This is a genomic window from Aminithiophilus ramosus, assembly GCF_018069705.1.
In the GTDB taxonomy this organism is placed as follows: Bacteria; Synergistota; Synergistia; order Synergistales; family Aminithiophilaceae; genus Aminithiophilus; species Aminithiophilus ramosus.
Genome location: NZ_CP072943.1, coordinates 1917517 through 1936212, shown reverse-complemented (window position 1 = coordinate 1936212; position 18696 = coordinate 1917517). Strand labels below are relative to the sequence as shown.

Below are 18696 nucleotides of genomic sequence, written 5' to 3'. Positions count from 1 at the left end.
GGAGATGGAGCCATGCTCATCGTCGCCTGCCAACTCTGCGGCGAAATGAAGATTCTCGCCGGCACGCCCGATAGGGACGGCGTCGCCCGCACCACCTGGATATGCCCCCGCTGCGGCACGGGCCAGATCGTCCAGCTTCCCGTGAAAAGTGACGCCCGGGGAGACCTGAAGAAAATCCTTCAGGGCCTATCCCTCGGCGTTGCCGAGGGATACGTAAGGGCCGGAGACGTTGGATAGGGCCTTTCAGCCGGACGGCTACCTCTTCTACGACAGCAAGCTTGCCCTCGCCCCGTCCGAGCTCATCGACCTCTACCGTTTCACCCACTGGGGCAAAAGCCGCTCGCTGGAGCAGATCGACAGGATGATCCGGGGCAGCAGCCTCTGCTTCTCCGTGCGCCACGACGACCGCCTCGTCGCCTTCTGCCGCCTTTTGACCGACTTCGTCTTCAGAGGCTCCCTCTGGGACATCCTCGTCCACCCCGATCACCAGGGCAGGGGCCTCGGCACAGCGCTCCTGCGCTATGCCCTCGATCATCCTGCCGTCAGACCCATTCCTCTCATCGTCACCTACACCAGCGACCTCGGTCCCTTTCTGCGGCGGCTGGGTTTCTCCTCCGAAGAGGGCAACATGCAGCTCTTGAGGGTCCCCATCGAATACTCTTAGGGCCGTTGACAGATCCCCCTTTTCGGGGTATAAGCGGTGATTGGCCGCCCCCCTCTCCCGTTGGGGTCTTTTTGTCGTATGCATCCGGCGGCCGACCTGCCAAAAGGAAAGGTTGTGACCGGCTCATGGAAAAAGAACGCTTCCTCCTCACTTCCGAATCGGTGACGGAGGGACATCCCGACAAACTGGCCGATCAGGTCTCCGACGGCATCCTCGACGCCATCCTCGCTCAGGATCCCTTCGGTCGCGTGGCCTGCGAAACCCTCGTCACCACAGGCCTCGTCGTCGTCGCCGGAGAGATCAGCACGAGCTGTTACGTCGACATCCCCCGCCTGGCCCGGGAGATCGTCAAAGACATCGGCTACACCCGCGCCAAATTCGGCTTCGACGGCGACACCTGCGCCATCATCACCGCCATCGACGAACAGTCGGGCGACATCAAAGAGGGCGTCGACAGGGCGCTGGAGATCCGCGACGGGCTCCTCAAAGAAGATTTCGACGGCCTCGGCGCCGGCGATCAGGGCATGATGATCGGCTACGCCTGCGATGAGACGGAGGAGTTCCTCCCTCTGCCCATCGCCCTGGCCCATCGCCTCGCCCGTCGTCTTTCGACGGTCCGCAAGGAGGGGCTTCTGTCCTACCTCAGGCCCGACGGCAAGACGCAGGTCACCGTCGAGTACGAGGAGGGGAGGGCACTCCGCGTCGATACCGTCGTCGTCTCGACCCAGCATGGCCCCGAAGCGGAGCAGGAGCGGATCCGCCGCGACGTCATCGAGCACGTCATTCGCCCCGTCGTCCCCGCCGGACTTCTCGACGACGAAACGCACATCTTCGTCAACCCCTCGGGCCGTTTCGTCATGGGCGGTCCCATGGCCGACACGGGCCTGACGGGCCGGAAGATCATCGTCGACACCTACGGCGGCCTCGTGCCCCACGGCGGCGGCGCCTTCTCCGGCAAGGACCCCACCAAAGTGGACCGCTCCGCCGCCTACATGGCCCGCTACGCCGCCAAAAACGTCGTCGCCGCCGGATTGGCCGAAAGGTGTCAGATCCAGGTGGCCTACGCCATCGGCGTCGCCCGTCCCGTCTCCATCATGGCCAACAGCTACGGCACGGGAAAAATCTCCGACGAGGCCATCACCCGCGTCGTCCGGGCCTGTTTCGACTTCCGTCCCGCCGCCATCATCGCCGACCTCGAACTGCGCAAGCCCCAGTATCGCCGCCTCGCCGCCTACGGCCACATGGGGCGCATCGACCTCGATCCGCTCCCGGCCTGGGAGCGGGTCGACCGGACCGAAGCCCTGCGCCGCGCCGCCGGCCTCTAGCAAAAAGGACCTCTAGGCCCGCTCCCGCCTCGGTGGGGGCGGGCCTTTGTTCAGGCCCCTTCGGGGCGGGCGCGGGCAGGATGCCCACGCTCCCAGGAAAGACAACGGCGGCAGCGCGGAGCTTGAGGTTTTGCCCTTGCTGGGAGCGCGGCTATCTTGGCGGCGCGCGGGACGGATTTTTCGTCCCGCAGGGTTTCCCGGCTTGAACGTCGTAACCTTGATGACGACGGCGAAGCGTGGGAAACCCACCGCCCCTTCGGGGCGGGCGCGGGCAAGATGCCCACGCTCCCAGGAAAGACAACGGCGGCGACGTGGAGCTTGAGGTTTTGCCCTTGCCGGGAACGCCGATCCGCCTCGGTGGCAGGGGTTTTGCCCTTGCTGGGAGCGCGGCCATCTTGGCGGCGCGCGGGACGGAATTTTCGTCCCGCAGGGTTTCCCGGCTTGAACGTCGTAACCTTGATGACGACGGCGAAGCGTGGGAAACCCTCCGCCCCTTCGGGGCGGGCGCGGGCAGGATGCCCACGCTCCCAGGAAAGACAACGGCGGCAGCGCGGAGCTTTCCCTTTCTTCCGAAGCGGGCCGGGACAAGCGCGCTTTCAGGAAAACCTGACTTCGGGCGAGGGTTTTACCCTTGCCGGGAGCGCCGACCCGCCTCGGTGGCAGGGGTTTTGCCCTTGCTGGGAGCGCGGCCATCTTGGCGGCGCGCGGGACGGATTTTTCGTCCCGCAGGGTTTCCCGGCTTGAACGTCGTAACCTTGATGACGACGGCGAAGCGTGGGAAACCCTCCGCCCCTTCGGGGCGGGCGCGGGCAAAGATGCCCACGCTCCCAGGAAAGACAACGGCGGCAGCGCGGAGCTCTTTGTCTTTTCCGAGGCGAGCAGAGACGACAGCGCTCCCAGGAAAGGCGACGGCGACAGCGCGGAGCTTGAGGTTTTGCCCTTGCTGGGAGCGCGGCCATCTTGGCGGCGCGCGGGACGGAATTTTCGTCCCGCAGGGTTTCCCGGCTTGAACGTCGTAACCTTGATGACGACGGCGAAGCGCAGAAAAACCCTCCGCCCCTTCGGGGCGGGCGCGGGCAGGATGCCCACGCTCCCAGGAAAGGCAACGGCGGCGACGTGGAGCTTGAGGTTTTGCCCTTGCTGGGAGCGCCGATCCGCCTCGGTGGCAGGGGTTTTGCCCTTGCTGGGAGCGCGGCCATCTTGGCGGCGCGCGGGACGGATCTTTCGTCCCGCAGGGTTTCCCGGCTTGAACGTCGTAACCTTGATGACGACGGCGAAGCGTGGGAAACCCTCCGCCCCTTCGGGGCGGGCGCGGGCAAAGATGCCCACGCTCCCAGGAAAGACAACGGCGGCGACGTGGAGCTTGAGGTTTTGCCCTTGCCGGGAACGCCGATCCGCCTCGGTGGCAGGGGTTTTGCCCTTGCTGGGAGCGCGGCCATCTTGGCGGCGCGCGGGACGGGTTTTTCGTCCCGCAGGGTTTCCCGGCTTGAACGTCGTAACCTTGATGACGACGGCGAAGCGTGGGAAACCCTCCGCCCCTTCGGGGCGGGCGCGGGCAGGATGCCCACGCTCCCAGGAAAGGCGACGGCGGCAGCGCGGAGCTTTTCCTTTCTTCCGAAGCGGGCCGGGACAAGCGCGTTCCGGCTGGAAGACCGCGATGCGGCGGCGGCTTTCCGGCCGGAACGGAGGCTCACCCCGCTGCAACGACGGAAAAAGGATCGTCACGCGAGGCGACCTCATCGCCGGAAAGGAGGTTCCCGCCATGGTCCCGACCCTTTTGGAGATCCTCCTTCATTTCATCTGGCCCGTCCAGTGTCCCCTCTGCGGCCGGATCGCCTCCGTCGTCTGTCCCGACTGTCTCGACGCCCTTCTCGGAGAGACGATGAACCTCTGCTCCCTCTGCCGCGGTCCCTATCCCTGTTCCTCCCACGGCGGCGCCCCTCCTCTTTTCGTCGGAGCCCTCCATGAAGGTCGCCCACGGGAACTCCTTCTCCTGCTAAAATATAAGGGGATGCGCTCTCTCGGCCCGCCTCTCGGCCGGGCCCTGGGACGGGCCTTCGAGGCTCCCGCCGCCGACGGCCTCGTCCCCCTGCCGCTCCATCGCGGAAGCCCGAGAGGTTACAACCAGTCCCTCCTCATCGCCCGGGGGCTCTCGGCCATCTGGCGGTTGCCCGTCGTCGACGGCCTCGCCTGGGCCGGCCGCCGTCCCGGCCAGACCGGTCGCAGCGCCGCGCAGCGGCGCGATCTGCCCGAAGACGTCCTCCGCTGGAGACAGGGAGCGGCGTCGATCGCGGGCAGGAGGCTCGTCGTCGTCGACGACGTCTGCACCACGGGCGCCACCCTCGACAGGGCCCGCCGGGTCCTCGAGGGCGCGGGCGCCTCCGTCGCCGCCCTCGTCGTCTGGACCGCATCGGAGGGGAGGCGCGACGGCCTCTGAGGCGCCCTCGCGAAAGGCGGGAGAGAGGCGCCGTCTCTTCCCTCGAGGCCCCGATAGACAGGCTAAAACAGGATGAAGGCTTCGTCTTGGCCCGGAGGCGTCCCGAAAGCGGAGACCATTGACTCGAACCCGCACCGGCGAGGCGATTCGAAGGGAACTCGAATCCGTGGATCCGACGGAATCTGTCCCGAAGAGTCTGCTGGACTTTCCCGGGAAAAGGCCGCTGAGGCCCGATCGAGAGGGTTTCAAACTTGACTTCGATGACAAATGCTTCCTTTCAGATAGCATGAAAGGATAGAGATCGGCCATCGTCGGGCTATGAGCCTGTCGGGCTTTCCCGACAAAAGGCCGCTGGGGCCCGATCGAGAGGGCTTCAAACGTGACTTCGATGACAAATGCTTCCTTTCAGATAGCATGAAAGGATAGAGATCGGCCATCGTCGGGCTATGAGTCTGCTGGACTTTCCCGGGGAAAGGCCGCTGAGGCCCGATCGAGAGGGCTTCAAACTTGACTTCGATGGCAAATGCTTCCTTTCAGATAGCATGAAAGGATAGAGATCGGCCATCGTCGGGCTATGAGCCTGCTGGACTTTCCCGACAAAAGGCCGCTGAGGCCCGATCGACGGAACTGGGAGCGGGCCTTCGAGGATAACTGTTTTCTTTCAGATGGCATAAAAGAGCCTAGATCGGCGATCGTCGGGCTGGGAGTCTGCTGGATTTCCCCGGGGAAAGGCCGATCGGGCCTGGTCGATGAGGCTGGAAATTCGACTTCAATGGCAAGGGATTTCTTTTGGATAGCATAAAAGGATATTGATCGGCGATCGTCGGACCAGGCCTGACGGACTCGTGGGGGCGGGCGTCGATGCGGGAAGGGCCTTCGCCTCCCGTCGTTTCTGTGAAAAAAGATCCCCTTGCGAGGAGAGGCCGCTCTCTCGAGGATGGGAAAACATAAGGGGAGGAATGACGATGACCGTCCAGCTTCGCAACTGCACCATCTGCTCCAAGGCCTACGTCTACCAGGGAGGGCGTCAGATCTGCGGGGCCTGCCGCGACGAACTCGACCTTCTCTTCGTCGAGGTCCGCAACTTCCTTCGCGACCACCCCCGTTTCACCCCCAACGTCCCCGAGCTGGCCCTCGTAATGGGTATCGATGAGCGCAAGATCCAGGCCCTCAAGGATGACGGCCGCCTCCAGATCGTCGGGCCCGGCACGGGAACGGGCCGCTGCCAGATCTGCGGGGAGGCCTGCGAAGGCGGTCACATCTGCGCCAAATGCCTCAAGGCCCTGGGAGGGGAGAGTCGCCGTTCCTCGGCCGAGATGTTCGTCCTCCGCCGCCGCCGGGAGAAGCTGGAACGCTAAAGAGGGCGGCGGTCTAGGCCGATAACCTGACTGAGAGTGGAAGACTGTGGGGGGATTGTCATGATCGACCGCATCCAGAAAGTCTACGGCGTCGGGGCCATCGACCCCGTCAAGCGCAGGACGGGCCAGAAGAGCCAGGCGGAAGGAACCGCCGAGGGAGGCGGGAGCGACGGCCTCGAGGTCAGCGCCTTCGGGCGCGAGCTGACCAAGGCCCTCGGCGAGCTCAGAACGATTCCCGACGTCCGCGTCGACAAGGTCCGGGAGCTGAAAGATCAGATCGAGAGCGGCACCTACCGCGTCGACTCCCTCGGCCTGGCCTCGCGCCTCATTGAGGCGGGACTTCTGGGAGACCTGGAGTGATGAGCCCGTGACCGCCGCCGACATGCTTCTCCTCCTTGAGGAGGAGGCGTCGGCCCTTCTCGAAGTGGTCGGAATCGCCCTCGGCCAGAGAGAGGCGCTCCGTCAAGGGCGCCTCGATTCGTTGCAGGACCTGGTGGGGCAGATGAGAAAGGCCGCCTTCAGGGCCCAGCAGGCCGAATTCGAGCGCAACGCCTTCGCCCGGGCCTTCGCCGCCGAGCGCGGCGTCGATCCCCGCCTTTCGGCTCTGGCCGACTCCGTCGGCGGCGACGATGGCCGGGCCCTTCGCGAGGCGGGCCGAAAGCTGACCCGCGCCGTGGCCTCCGTCAAATCGGAGACGCAGATCCTCTCGCGCCTCGTGGAAGAAAACGGAACGCTGAACGACATGCTCCTTTCGGAATGGCGCCGTCTGCAGGGGAAACTCCCTCTTTCCGGCGGCTTCGACGCCCGAGGATAGGGAGGGCAGAGACGATGAGCACCTTTTCCGGCCTCGAAATGGGAAAGAGGGCCCTTCAGTACTACCGCCAGGGCATGGAAACGGCAGGCCACAACATCTCCAACGCCGATGTCGATGGATTCTCCAGGCAGCGCGTCGAGGTCTCCACGACGGCGCCCTACGCCGACGTCGGCCTGAGCAATCCCTGGACGGCGGGGCAGCTCGGCACGGGCGTCAAAGTCGACGCCATCGTCCGCATCCGCGACGCCTTTCTCGACGCCCAGTACATCGAGGAGACCTCCGTCCAGGGCTATTGGGAGACCCTCGAAGAGGCCCTGGACTACGCCGAGCTCTTCGTCAACGAGCCCCTGACCAACGAGGAGGGAGGCACCTTCAAGACGGCTCTGGACAGCCTCTGGTCCAGCCTCCAGGAACTGGCCAAACGCCCCGACGACACCTCCGTTCGCGATGCCCTCCTCGAGGAAAGCCAGAGCCTCACCACCTACCTGAACCAGCTCTCGACCAACTACAGCCAGTACAGAGACTCCCTCAACGAAGACCTCGCCCTCAAAGTGGAAGAGGCCAACACCTACATCGACCAGATCGCCGCCCTCAACGTGACCATCAAGGAAGTCCAGGGAACGGGAGGCAACCCCAACGACCTCCTGGACCGGCGCGACCTCCTCGTCGAAAATCTGGCCGGCCTCGTCGACATCAACGTCTCCGACTCGGCCTACGACAGCGACGGCGACTTCAAGATCGACATCGACGGCAAGCTCCTCGTCCAGGGGGGGACGACGCGTCACCTCGTCCTCGCCTCCGTGGCCGGCAACGAAGGCTACTACGACGTCCAGATCGAAAGCAACACCTTCGACTACGTCGACAACCCCGATGTCGTCACCGTCGGCTTCAGCCAGTCCTCGCCCGAGGCCGTCCACGACATCACCATCCGGCGCCTCGCCACCGAAACGGCCTGGAAGATCGGCCAGGCGACGGACCCCGAGACGGGGCTGGGGCGCCTCAAACCCCAGAGCGCCGACGAGGCGCTGGGCATCAAAGGCACCTTCTCCCTCCAGGTGGGCAGCTCGGGGACTCAGGTCACCTCGGCGGCCCAGAAGGACGGCGTCGTCCTCTCCAACCCTGGAACACTGGGCCAGCAGGAGTACAGCTTCCGCGTTGCCTGGGGCGACAACGAAAGCGTCGTCGACGTCACCTGGGACGACACGTCCAAGACCTGGACCCTCAGCGACAACAGCGGAGCCGAATCGGTCTCGACGGCCGGATCGGACCTCACCGTCGACGACCTCCAGAGCTTCCTCGGAGGCTACACGGGCCTCACGGCCAACAGCGACGGCACCCGCCTCACCCTCAAATCGACGGACAACCACCTCCTCTCCCTGACGGACATCAAGGGGGATCTCCTCTCGGGCGAACTCCAGACGGCCAACGACGCTCCCGTCGTGACCATCGAAGTGACCGAAGAGGACAGCCTCGAGACGATCCGCAACAAGATCAACGGCGCCTACGGCTCCGACGGGGGACCGTCGAGCCCCGACGAATGGCTCGTCGCCTCCATCGAGGAGGGGACGGACGGCACCTTCTCCCTCGTCCTCCAGAGCCAGGTCATCGGCGAGGCGGCCCGCATCAACGTCCTCGGCGACGAACAGGGCAGCTTCTACGTCGCCCAGCGCCTGGGCCTCGTCGCCGCCGACGGATCGACCAGCGTCGTCCAGAAGGCCGAAGACGCCGTCGTCACCGTCGACAACTTCACCTACCTCTCGGACTGCAACGATTTCAGCAAGGCCCGCCTCGTCACGTCGGCCAACGGCTACAGGGCCGACACGCTCCAGGAGGTGAGTCAGGGCATGAATTTCCACCTCAACAGCGTCGGCAGCGCCACAGCCACCGTCCGCCACGCCGTCACGGGCGGCGAGATCGCCGGCCTCATGACGGCCCGCGACGACTACCTCCTGAGTCACATGAACGTCTTCGACGAACTGGCCTATTCCCTGGCCCTGGAGATGAACGCCGTCCACTACGCCGGTCACGGCACGGGCGACAACGAAAACGTCACCGGCACGGCCTACTTCACCCCCATCGCCACCCGCCAGGGGGCCGCGGAGAAGCTGGAAGTCGGCGCCGAACTCCTCGAAGACCCCAGCCTCCTCGCCGCCTCGGGCGACGACGGCACGGGCAAAAGCCTGGGATCGGGCGACGGCAGCAACGCCCTCGCCATGGCCCAGCTCAAACAGGCCACCGTTCTTTCCAACGGCACGGCCAGCTTCGACGGCTACTACGAATCTTTCATCGCCCAGTTGGGCACCCAGGGACAGCGGGCCACGACGATGTCCACGAACCAGAAGGCCCTCACCGATCAGATCGAATCGCAGCGCCAGTCCGTCATGGGCGTCAACATCGACGAAGAGATGATGGACATCATCAAGTTTCAGCAGGCCTTCAACGCCATGGCCCGTTACATCACCACCATCGACGAGATGCTCGATCGCGTCATCAACGGCATGGGCAACGTCGGCCGCTAGGGAGGTGGAGCCGTGAGCTACCGCGTCACCAACAGCATGATGCAGAACGTCTTCCTCGGTGACGTCTACACCAACCTTCAGCGTCTGCTCGACCAGCAGCGCCAGATCTCGACGGGCAAGAAGTACAGCAGCCCCTCGGACAATCCCGTCGACGTCGTCCGCCAGATCTCCCTGGAGACGACGCTGAGAGAGAACACTCAGTATCAGCGCAACATGGAAGACGGTCTCACCTGGCTCAGCAACACCGAGACGGCTCTCAACCAGATGACCGACGTGACGCAGCGCATCCGCGAACTGGTCATCGCGGCCGGAAACGGCTCCTACGACGCCGACACGAACATGACCGCCATCGCCCAGGAGATCGAAGAGCTCAAGGAAGAACTCCGCAACACGGCCAACTACTCCGTCGAGGGGCGCTACCTCCTGGCGGGACTCGCCACCTCGTCGGCTCCCTTCGTCGTTGGCTCCGACGGCAAGATCACCTACGTGGGCAACGAGGGCAACGTCCAGTTCGAAATGGAACAGGGCGTCATGGGCGATGTCTCCCTCAACGGACGGCAGCTCTTCCCCGTCGACTACGAGGCCTACAGCGTCACCAGCGTCGAAGTCCCCATGGACTTCACCTGGGAGGGACGCAACGAGATCATCCAGATCACCGTCGGAGACCGGTCGGTCAAGGTCCGCATCCCCGAAAAGGAGTGGACCGACACGGACGACTCGACGGCTACGTCGGACCTGGCCGACTACAACGGCTTCCGCGACGCCGACGAGGTGGGGAGTTACACCCTCGACGAGATCGCCGCGATCTTCAACAGCTCCCTCGAAATGGGCGACGCCGGACGCCTCGTCACCGTCGAAGTCATCAAAGACACAGCCGCGGGCACCCAGCGTCTCCAGATCAGCAGCCACACCGGCGAGGCCGTCTCCCTCACCACCTGGCAGGAGACGGATCTCTCCTCCTTCAACCAGTCCCTGACGGGGGCCGCCGTTGACGATTCCGTGCCCTTCTCCGCCGCCGCCGACGGTGAACTGACCCTCACCGTCGGCGGCGAGGCGAGTGTCGTCGCCATTTCCGCCGGAGACAGCCTCGAAGTCGTCGCCGAAAAAATCAACGGCATCGACGGCCTTTCGGCCAAGATCGACGGAGCGGGCACGGTCGAGGCCCGTCTCGTCGTCACCGCCGAAGGGGCCGACGACACCTTCACCCTCACCGCCGAGGGAAGTGGCCTCGACCTCTTCGGCCTCACGGCCGACGAGCCCACGGTATCGTCGACGACCGTAGATCAGATCGCCGACCTGAGCCACATCGACCTCCTCTCCCGTCTGGGCATGGAGACGTCGCTCCACTCCGTCGAATTCGCCTCGGGCGGCTCCGTCGTCACCAGCCCAAGCGCGACCGACGCCGTCCACTGGTACATCGGAAGCGGCAGCGACAAGGCCGAGCTCCTCATCAACTCCGGCGACTCTCTCTCCCTGGAGGAGCTGGCCGCGCGCATCAAAGGCGTGGCCGGAGAATGGCTCGACGTCGTCGTCCAGACCGACGAAGGCGACCCCCTCTCCGTCGAGGGCGGCGACAGCGAAGGGGCCACGCAGCGTCTCGTCATCAGGGCCAAGGACGGCGGCGCCGTCACCATCCTCGACCTCGCCCCCGACAGCGCCAGCCCCAACTCGACCCTGGCCCAGTCCATGGGTCTCTCTACGGCCGTCTACGCCACGACGGGCGGTACGTTCCCCGCGGGGACGGGGCTCGACTCGCGCATGCCCGGCTACATGACCGTCACCGTCGGAGAGAAGGACTACTCCGTCAGCCTCTTCCCCGAAGACATCGTCACGAACGGACAGATCGACGCCGCCAAGGTGGCCGAACAGATCCAGGAACAGGTCGGCAAGGGGAGCGACGGTCAGTACCTCGTTCAGTATCAGGAGACCTCGGCGGGCCTCGCCTTCTACACTTCCACCGGAGAGCCCCTGCGCTTCGTCGACGAATCCTTCGGTGACCCCGCCTTCGGCGACTACAGCGCCGGAATCGCCCAGGCCCTGGGCATCAGCGCCGGAATCTCCACCACCGTCGACGAGACCCTCGCCGTCTCCGCCGGCGGCTCGGGGACGATCCGCATCGAGTCGAGCGGGCGATCCATCGACATCCCTCTGGCCGAAGGCGATACCCTCAAGGACATCGCCGAACGGATAAAGCAGTATGCCGGCACCTGGCTCGACGTGGCCTACATCGACAGAGACCTCGACACTTCCGGCGACGCCTCCCTGACCCTGGCCGCCAAGGACGGATCGGCCCTGGTCATCTACGACAACGACGCCGCCACCGTCGATGTGGGCGGGATATCGACCAACGCCGCCGAGGCCTTCGGTATCAGCACCGTCGTCCGCGGGCCCGACCTGTCGACGACGGTCGGCATCTCGACGAACTACACCATGACCTTCGACGTCGCCGGCTATGAACACACCGTCGACCTCCGCCAGCTCGACCTCAGCGGCGACGGCAACCTCGACGCCGACGAGCTGAAAAAACTGCCCGACCTCATCAACGCCCGCTTCCAGGGCCAGGACATCAGGGCCTCCGTCTCCGACGACGGCCGTCTCGTCCTCTCGTCGCCCAAGGGGTACAACTTCACCGTCTCCTGTAAAGCGACGGGCCTTGAATTCGACCCCGCCGCGAACGGAAAGAGCCCCGACGTCAGCGCCCAGGCGGGCAACAGCCCCTACGGCCAAACCGTCACGACCCGCAGCGGCTCGGATCAGACGACAACGGACTTCTTCGGCCTCCTCGATCAGATCGCCGACGCCATGCGCAACGAGGACCGCGAGGGCCTCTCCGATACTCTTCTGGGCCAGGTCGACGACTTCCTCGACAACCTTCTCCGCTGCCGCACCCAGGTGGGCGCCCTCACGCGGCGCTACGAGACGAGCCAGGCCCGCCTCGTGGCCAACTACACCAGCACCGAGAGCCTCTACAGCAAAATCTCCGACACGGATCTGGCCGAGGCCTCGATCAACTTCATGATGGCCCAGGCCGTCTACCAGGCCAGCCTGGCCGTCATCGCCCGCATCGTCCAGCCCACGCTGGTCGATTTCCTCAGCTGATCGAGGTGACCTGCCCGTGAAGAGCTTCAAGACCTCCCGTTTCGGCGACCTCGGCTACGAAGAGGGCGATGTCCTTTCCTTCCCCAAGGGCATTCCCGGCTTCGAGGGCCACAGGGAATGGCTTCTGGCCGGCGACGACGACAACCCCGTCAAGTGGCTCCAGAGCCTGGCCGACGCCGACGTCGCCCTTCCCGTGACGACGCCTCTGACCTTCTTCCCCGACTATCACGTCGACATCGTCCGCTCCGACCTGAGCCTCCTTCGGACCGATTCGGGCGACGGTCTCGCCCTTCTCGTCGTCGTCTCCGTCCCGGCCGACGAACCCTGGAGGGCCACGGCCAACCTCCGGGCCCCCATCGTCGTCAACACCGCTTGCCGGCTGGCCCGACAGATCATCGTCGACGACGAAAGACTGTCGCTCCAGGCCCCTCTCCTCCCGGCGGAACTGCGCGAAAGCTGCCGCCGCGAGGGAGAGGCGGCCGGGAAGGGGCCTGCCTGATGCTGGCCCTCTCCCGCAAAAAGGGCGAATCGCTCCTCATCGGCGACGACATCGAAGTCGTCGTCGTCGACGTCAAGGGCGACCAGGTCCGCCTGGGCATCAAGGCCCCCCGCGACTACGTCATCCTCCGCAGCGAGCTCGTCGACGCCGTCCGCCTCGCCAACCGCCGCGCCGCCCAGGTCGCCTTCGTCCCGGCGGACCTGCTCAAAAAGAGGAGGGAAGACCGGTGAGCCAGAGAGGAACGGCGCGAGCCAATCCCACCCTGGAGGCCAACCTGAAGGTTCTCGAAGGGCGTCAGCCCCTTCTGGCCGCCCGGCTGCGCGAGACGATGCGCCCCGGCGCCCGCTTCAGGATCGAAGAGAAGGAGACGCCCCGGGGAAGCTGGTGGTCGGGCTTCTTCGACCGCCCCTTTTTCGAGCCCAGAGCGGCCCTCGACGTCACGCCCGAGGGGAAAAAGCCCGTCCTCGTCCTGGCCGGAATCGGAACGCCCCGCTACCTCGTGGGGATCCTCAACCGGATCCGACGCAGGCAGATCGTCCTTCTCATGGAATCGAGCCTCCCCCTGATGCTTTTCATCCTCGAGAGCGTCGATCTATTCGGCAGGAAGGCCCCCTTCGAGCGCTTCTTCCTGCCCGCCGGCGACGAGGCCCTCATCGACGAGGCCCTCAGGGCCGCCTTCGGCCACAGGGGATTCTTCCTCGGCGGCCTCTTCGACGTCCATCCCCACCCCGGCCAGGCCGAACAGGCCGGAGAGGCCTACCGCGAGGCCCTCAGAAGCTACGTGGGGCGCATCTCCTACCAGATGATGCGCCTCGGCGACTCGGCCGAGGACACCCTTCTGGGCTTCCGCCAGATGGCCCTGGCCGCCCCGTCGATCCTCTTCCGCGAATCCCTGGCCCCCCTCAAGGGGCGCTTCAAGGGGTACAGCGGCGTCGTCCTCTCCGCCGGGCCCTCGCTGGACAAAAACCTCCACCTCCTCAAGGGGATGGAGGAGCGCCTCGTCATCGTCGCCGCCGACACCCTTCTGGCCAAACTGGCCGCCCAGGGGATCCGCCCCCACTTCGTCTGCGCCCTCGAACGGGGGGCCACGACCTACGAGAAATACTTCCGTCCCCTCTACGAGGCCCGGGAGCCTTCTCTGGCGTCGATCGTCCTCGTCGCCCAGTCCGTCTGCTTCCCCCAGATCGCCGGGCGGTGGCCGGGGCGCCTTTCCGTCGTCGGCAAGGAGTCGATCAACCTCGACAGGCAGGTCATCGGCGGCGCCCTGGGCGGCGTCGTCCTCCCCTCGGGCGCCTCCGTGGCCCACATGGCCCTGGGCCTTCTCGCCTACCTCGGCGTCGACAGGGCCGCCCTCGTCGGCCAGGACCTGGCCTTCGGCGACGACGGCAGGACCCACACGAACCAGACGGCCTGGGACGGCACGGGCGGCGTCGAAAGGGCCCAGCAGCGTCTCGTCGTCCCCGGTGCCCTGGGAGGCGCCGTGGAGACGACGAAGGTCTGGAAGTTCTTCATCGACACCTTCGAGGAAATGATCCCCAAGATGCCCTTCAAGGTCTGGGACTGCACCGAAGGGGGAGCCCTCATCGGCGGAACCGAAGTCCGCCCCCTGGCCGACTACCTCCGCGGCGTCGGCCGGCCGCCGGAAAACAGCTTCTCCCTCGTCGGCGGCCTCGGATCGGGCCGGGGGGAGGAAGGGGCCCGGGCGGCCCGCCAGGCCCTGGAGGCCCTGGAGGGGACTTTCCGTGACTCCCTGGAGCGGATCTCCCGGGGGCGGGGACTCCTGAACGAGATCGCCTCCCTCGGGATCGGCGACGCCCTCCCCGGCCGGGTCTCGGCCCTCTACGACCTGCTCCAGGGGCTGACCAACGCCAACGCCGTCCTGGCCTACGTCGGCCAGAGCTACATGGCCACCCTCCTCGGCGACGAGGCCCGCTTCGACCTCCGCGAGGAGGAGGACCTCTCTCTCTGGCTCCGCTCCCACGAGGAGTTCTTCGACGCCCAGGAGCGGAGCGCCTCCGTCTTTCTCGACTGGCTCGCCTACATGAGGGCCTCGACCCTTTCGGCCGACGCCCTCCGCGACCTGGGCATCGCCGGCCCTCCCGAGGAGGCGCCGATCCGTTCGGCCCTGGAGGGCTTCCTCGCCCGAGCCCAGGAGCGCAGGCCCGACCTGGAGGAGACGGTCCTGGCCGATTTCCTCCTCTCCCGCGTCGATCCCGTCGCCGCCCGCTGGGAGCCCACTCTTCTCTGGGCCCTGGGGCGCCACTTCCACGGCGAGGGGCGCCACCTCGAGGCCTCGCGCCTCTTCCAGGCCGCCATCGAAGGCTTCGAGGGGCGCTCCGTCGCCGTCGAGGCCGCCGCCGAACTCCTCAAGGAGCGGGCCAAGGCCCTCATGGGCCGCGACCTCTGCTGGACGGGCCATGCCCACGAGGCCCTCGTCAGTCTGGCCAACGCCTACGGCTACGCCCCCGACGACGGAGAGATACCCCTTCTCCTGTCGGAGCTCCTCCGCCGCCGCCGCGAAGATCTTGAGGACTTCCTCATCCGCGAAAAAACGGAGGCGAACAGGAATTTCCTTCAGTCCGTCGCCGAGGGGCTCTCCCGCGACAGGGAGGCCCTGGAGGGAGGAGGGGAGGCCGCCCGGGAGGTGCTGCGGCGCTACCTCGTCGCCATCCTCGAGGAAAAGGGCGAACCCCTTCCGGAAGAGGCCTAAAGGTCGGGACCGGAAAAACCGAAAAAGGAGACAGGACAGCTTCTCTCTCCACTCCTTGCGATCGAGGGGAGGAATGCCTGAAAAGCCTTTCCGCACCGAACGCGCGCCCCTTTCCGGCGACCCTTTCGCCACGAGAAGACGATCCCCACGGACGGGGACGAGTCGACAACAGGGAGGTAGACGACCATGCGAGTCAATCACAACATTCCCGCCCTCTACGCCTATAACTCCGTCAACGCAACCAACAGCTCTCTCACCAAGTCCATCGCCAAGCTCTCGTCGGGCCTGCGCATCAACGGCGCCGCCGACGACGCCGCCGGGCTGGCCATTTCGGAGAAGATGCGGGCCCAGATCCGCGGCCTCGACCAGGCCAACGCCAACGCCCAGGACGGCATCAACATGATCTCCACGGCGGAGGGCGCCCTCAACGAGACCCACTCCATCCTTCAGCGCATGAGGGAACTCTCCGTCCAGGCCGCCAACGACACCCTCACCTCCAACGACCGCCAGGCCATCCAGCTCGAGGTGGACGAGTTGTCCGAGGAGATCGACCGCATCTCCAACACGACCCAGTTCAACAAGAAGAAGCTCCTCAACGGAGACGCCGCCGTCCTCTGGTCCTCCGACACGACGAGCACGAAGGTGACCGTCAACGGCGGGCTGCGCACCATCGACGCCTACGGCCAGAAGTCAGCCATGGAGGGCAACTACAAGATCACCATCGACGCCGTCGCCGGCCAGGGCCAGGTCCAGAAGACGGACATCTTCAAGGTCAAGCATGCCGTCCAGGAGTCCGTCTCCGAGTCCACCGTGGGCTTCGCCAACTTCGAGGGGACCGTCCGGGGCGGGTTCACCCAGTTCTCGGGTGTGGTCGGTGGTGTTGGTTCTGCTGGAACCGATTATTCTATCACTGTAGGAACATCGATGTATACTTTTACTCAAAACGGTGCCTATGGCGATGTGGATAGTGCGGTTTCTGCTATGATTGCTTATTTTAACGGCTTGGGTGTAGGCTTAACTCTCGCCACAGCTTCCGGTGCCGCCGGTGCTTTTACTATTTCTGCGGGCGGTGATGCTTTTGATGTCAGTTGGAACTCGGTGGCGGGAATTACAGGAGGAGTTGGCTCTGTGACCGTCGAGAGTTCTTTTGATGTCAAGATGGATGGTACGACTTATAACCTGACTCTTACTACAGCTACATATGCTGTGACAAATGGAACAGCCGTCAGTTACGCTGCCGCCCAGCAGATCACCTCGGCTCTGGAGTCTCTCGTCGAGACGCAGGCCGGTCTTTCCGACAAGGTCCTCTTCACCACCGGCTCGGCCGTGGGCGCCTTCACCCTCGTCGCCAAGGAGGCGGGGACCAACTTCGAGGTGGGCTGGAGCCTCACCGACGGGGCCACCATCGCCGGGGCCGGGTCGGGCTTCGCCGCCCCCACTTCCACCCAGGGGCTGACGATGGTCAAGCCCAGCGACGACAACGTCCGCTCCATCTCCATGAACGGCGCCAACATGATGGTCGGCGATTACACCGTGGAGACGCGGGCGACGAACGCGACCGCCAATGCCGTCGCCACCGCCGTGGCCTACGAGCAGAAGTATGCCAGTGCCTTCGTCGATAACACGATCGCTGTGGCGAACACGACCTCCTACAACATGTCCATCGTCTTCGAGGTTGCCTCGAAGGACTCGGCCACCAGCTCCGTCACCTTCAGCTACAAGTACGTCCAGATGGGCACGGACGGCGTCACCGAGGTGGGCAACGGCACGGTGACGAAGACCCTGACCGGCGCTGCCATCGGTGACTCGCTCACCGGCAGCTACGGCGGCGTCGCCTTCGGGACCTTCGACATCAGCGACGACTACTCGGCCTTCACCGTCGGCGACAAGGTCGTCGTCAACGTCGCCGCCGCGGTCACGACGGCAGTCATGGATTCCGTCGCCGTCAACAGGACCAACGGCAGCGCCTCGGCGACGCCCATGAGCTACACCTTCGACAACGGCGCCCTGAACAACAAGACGACGGACTTCTCCTTCTTCCAGCTCAACACCCTCTCGTCCAGCGCCGACTACGGCGAGATCAAGTCGAGCACCGTCTCCATGGAGTTCGGCGTTCTCGAAGACGCCTACACTGACATCACCGCCCCCGACGGCCGCGACTACGCCGCCTCCTTCACCATCGACAAGCAGAGCATCGGCGCCATCGCCGACGGCAACACGAGCGTCTACGACATCGACAAGTTCTGGGATTCGAACGGCAACTTCATGATCGAAGATCCCCAGACGATCACCATCGTCCAGGGCGACGGCAGCAAGACCTCCATCACCCTCTACAAGGACGACACCATGGACAGCGTCGCCGAGAAGCTCAACAACGCCATCCGTGACGGTCTCGGCCAGGGGGACCTCGAGGGACTGGAGGCTGCCGAAACCTTCGCCAACTACATCACCGAAGACGAGGCAGCGGCCAACGCCGATTCCCCCTACGCCGTGGCGGGGACCATCGTCATCAGCAGCGCTATCAACGGCCGCGACGGTGATCTGACCTTCATTGGCGACGAGGAACTCATCAACGCCCTGAGCCTCAACGTTATCCAGGATAGCGTGGAGAACAAGTTCACCGTCTCCGTCGTCGACGCCCACGATGCCACCAACGTCATCGCCAGCAACGTCCAGGTGACGGGCAACAACCTCGTCGGCGTCGTTCACCAGAACATCGACGTCGAGTTCGACACCATGGCCGACGTGAAGGTCTCTTGGGATGCCGACCAGGCCAAGTGGGTCTCCTCCGGCGAGGACGGTTCCTACGAGACCACCGTCCACCTCGCCGACAACACGACGGTCTTCCAGATCGGCGCCAACGAGAAGGAAGACATGGGCATCAACATCGGCAACATGTCCTCCTACGCCCTGGGCGTCGACAACATCCTCGTCACCGACAGGGAGAACGCCGCCCGGTCCATCACCGTCCTCGACAAGGCCATCGACAAGGTCTCGACGCAGCGGGCCAAGCTGGGCGCCTACCAGAACCGGTTGGAGCACACCATCAGCAACCTGACCACGGCCAGCACGAACCTGACCTCGGCCGAGAGCCGCATCCGCGACGTCGACATGGCCAAGGAGATGATGAACTTCACCAAGCTCAACATCCTCATGCAGGCCGGCAACTCCATGCTGGGCCAGGCCAATCAGCTGCCCCAGAACGTTCTCTCCCTCCTCCGCTAAGGCCCGGTGACCGTCGAGGAGAGGGGCTTTCCCCTCTCCTCGTTCC

Annotated in this window: 13 protein-coding genes; all 13 read left to right on the top strand. The window is 65.2% G+C overall.

Translation table 11 applies throughout. The features are described 5' to 3' along the window. Positions 1-12 precede the first annotated feature (12 nt). The 13 genes from KAR29_RS08910 (at position 13) to KAR29_RS08850 (ending at position 18650) form a co-directional block, all read left to right on the top strand. Positions 13-237, top strand: coding sequence for an alcohol dehydrogenase (locus KAR29_RS08910; protein ID WP_274372650.1), 225 nt, complete (start codon positions 13-15; stop codon positions 235-237). After that, entirely contained in the window at positions 230-664 is a 435-nt protein-coding gene (locus tag KAR29_RS08905; RefSeq protein WP_274372649.1) for a GNAT family N-acetyltransferase, read from the top strand. Before KAR29_RS08910 ends, KAR29_RS08905 begins: the two co-directional genes overlap by 8 nt. Before the next feature lie 125 nt (positions 665-789). Next, a complete protein-coding gene (gene metK, locus KAR29_RS08900; RefSeq protein WP_274372648.1) occupies positions 790-1989 on the top strand; it encodes a methionine adenosyltransferase in 1200 nt (399 codons plus the stop codon). Positions 1990-3751: 1762 nt separating this feature from the next. After that, a complete protein-coding gene (locus tag KAR29_RS08895; protein ID WP_274372647.1) occupies positions 3752-4426 on the top strand; it encodes a ComF family protein in 675 nt (224 codons plus the stop codon). Positions 4427-5391: 965 nt separating this feature from the next. Further along, positions 5392-5784, top strand: a complete 393-nt coding sequence (locus KAR29_RS08890) for a hypothetical protein (RefSeq protein ID WP_274372646.1) — start codon at positions 5392-5394, stop codon at positions 5782-5784. A gap of 60 nt (positions 5785-5844) precedes the next feature. Next, complete coding sequence (flgM, locus tag KAR29_RS08885) at positions 5845-6144, top strand: flagellar biosynthesis anti-sigma factor FlgM (RefSeq protein WP_274372645.1); 300 nt, start codon at positions 5845-5847, stop codon at positions 6142-6144. 7 nt (positions 6145-6151) lie between these two features. After that, positions 6152-6598, top strand: a complete 447-nt coding sequence (flgN, locus tag KAR29_RS08880) for a flagellar export chaperone FlgN (RefSeq protein ID WP_274372644.1) — start codon at positions 6152-6154, stop codon at positions 6596-6598. A 14-nt stretch (positions 6599-6612) separates the two neighbouring features. Beyond that, a complete protein-coding gene (gene flgK / locus KAR29_RS08875; protein ID WP_274372643.1) occupies positions 6613-9117 on the top strand; it encodes a flagellar hook-associated protein FlgK in 2505 nt (834 codons plus the stop codon). Between the two features lie 12 nt (positions 9118-9129). Next, positions 9130-12216: a flagellar hook-associated protein FlgL gene (gene flgL / locus KAR29_RS08870; RefSeq protein ID WP_274372642.1), complete on the top strand. Its 3087-nt coding sequence runs from the start codon at positions 9130-9132 to the stop codon at positions 12214-12216. Positions 12217-12232: 16 nt separating this feature from the next. Continuing rightward, on the top strand, positions 12233-12715 hold the full coding sequence (gene fliW / locus KAR29_RS08865; protein ID WP_274372641.1) for a flagellar assembly protein FliW: 483 nt from the start codon (positions 12233-12235) through the stop codon (positions 12713-12715). After that, complete coding sequence (gene csrA, locus KAR29_RS08860) at positions 12715-12945, top strand: carbon storage regulator CsrA (protein ID WP_274372640.1); 231 nt, start codon at positions 12715-12717, stop codon at positions 12943-12945. The genes fliW and csrA overlap by 1 nt, the downstream gene beginning before the upstream one ends. Further along, entirely contained in the window at positions 12942-15425 is a 2484-nt protein-coding gene (locus KAR29_RS08855; RefSeq protein WP_274372639.1) for a motility associated factor glycosyltransferase family protein, read from the top strand. Before csrA ends, KAR29_RS08855 begins: the two co-directional genes overlap by 4 nt. 186 nt (positions 15426-15611) lie before the next feature. Beyond that, the gene (locus KAR29_RS08850; RefSeq protein ID WP_274372638.1) at positions 15612-18650 is read left to right on the top strand and encodes a flagellin N-terminal helical domain-containing protein; all 3039 of its coding nucleotides are present in this window, start codon (positions 15612-15614) and stop codon (positions 18648-18650) included. The last annotated feature ends 46 nt before the right edge of the window (positions 18651-18696 follow it).

Coding starts and splice junctions, on each gene's coding strand:
- KAR29_RS08910 (WP_274372650.1), top strand. CDS start 13: ATGCTCATCGTCGCCTGCCAACTCTGCGGCGAAATGAAGATTCTCGCC.
- metK (WP_274372648.1), top strand. CDS start 790: ATGGAAAAAGAACGCTTCCTCCTCACTTCCGAATCGGTGACGGAGGGA.
- KAR29_RS08895 (WP_274372647.1), top strand. CDS start 3,752: ATGGTCCCGACCCTTTTGGAGATCCTCCTTCATTTCATCTGGCCCGTC.
- KAR29_RS08890 (WP_274372646.1), top strand. CDS start 5,392: ATGACCGTCCAGCTTCGCAACTGCACCATCTGCTCCAAGGCCTACGTC.
- flgM (WP_274372645.1), top strand. CDS start 5,845: ATGATCGACCGCATCCAGAAAGTCTACGGCGTCGGGGCCATCGACCCC.
- flgK (WP_274372643.1), top strand. CDS start 6,613: ATGAGCACCTTTTCCGGCCTCGAAATGGGAAAGAGGGCCCTTCAGTAC.
- csrA (WP_274372640.1), top strand. CDS start 12,715: ATGCTGGCCCTCTCCCGCAAAAAGGGCGAATCGCTCCTCATCGGCGAC.
- KAR29_RS08850 (WP_274372638.1), top strand. CDS start 15,612: ATGCGAGTCAATCACAACATTCCCGCCCTCTACGCCTATAACTCCGTC.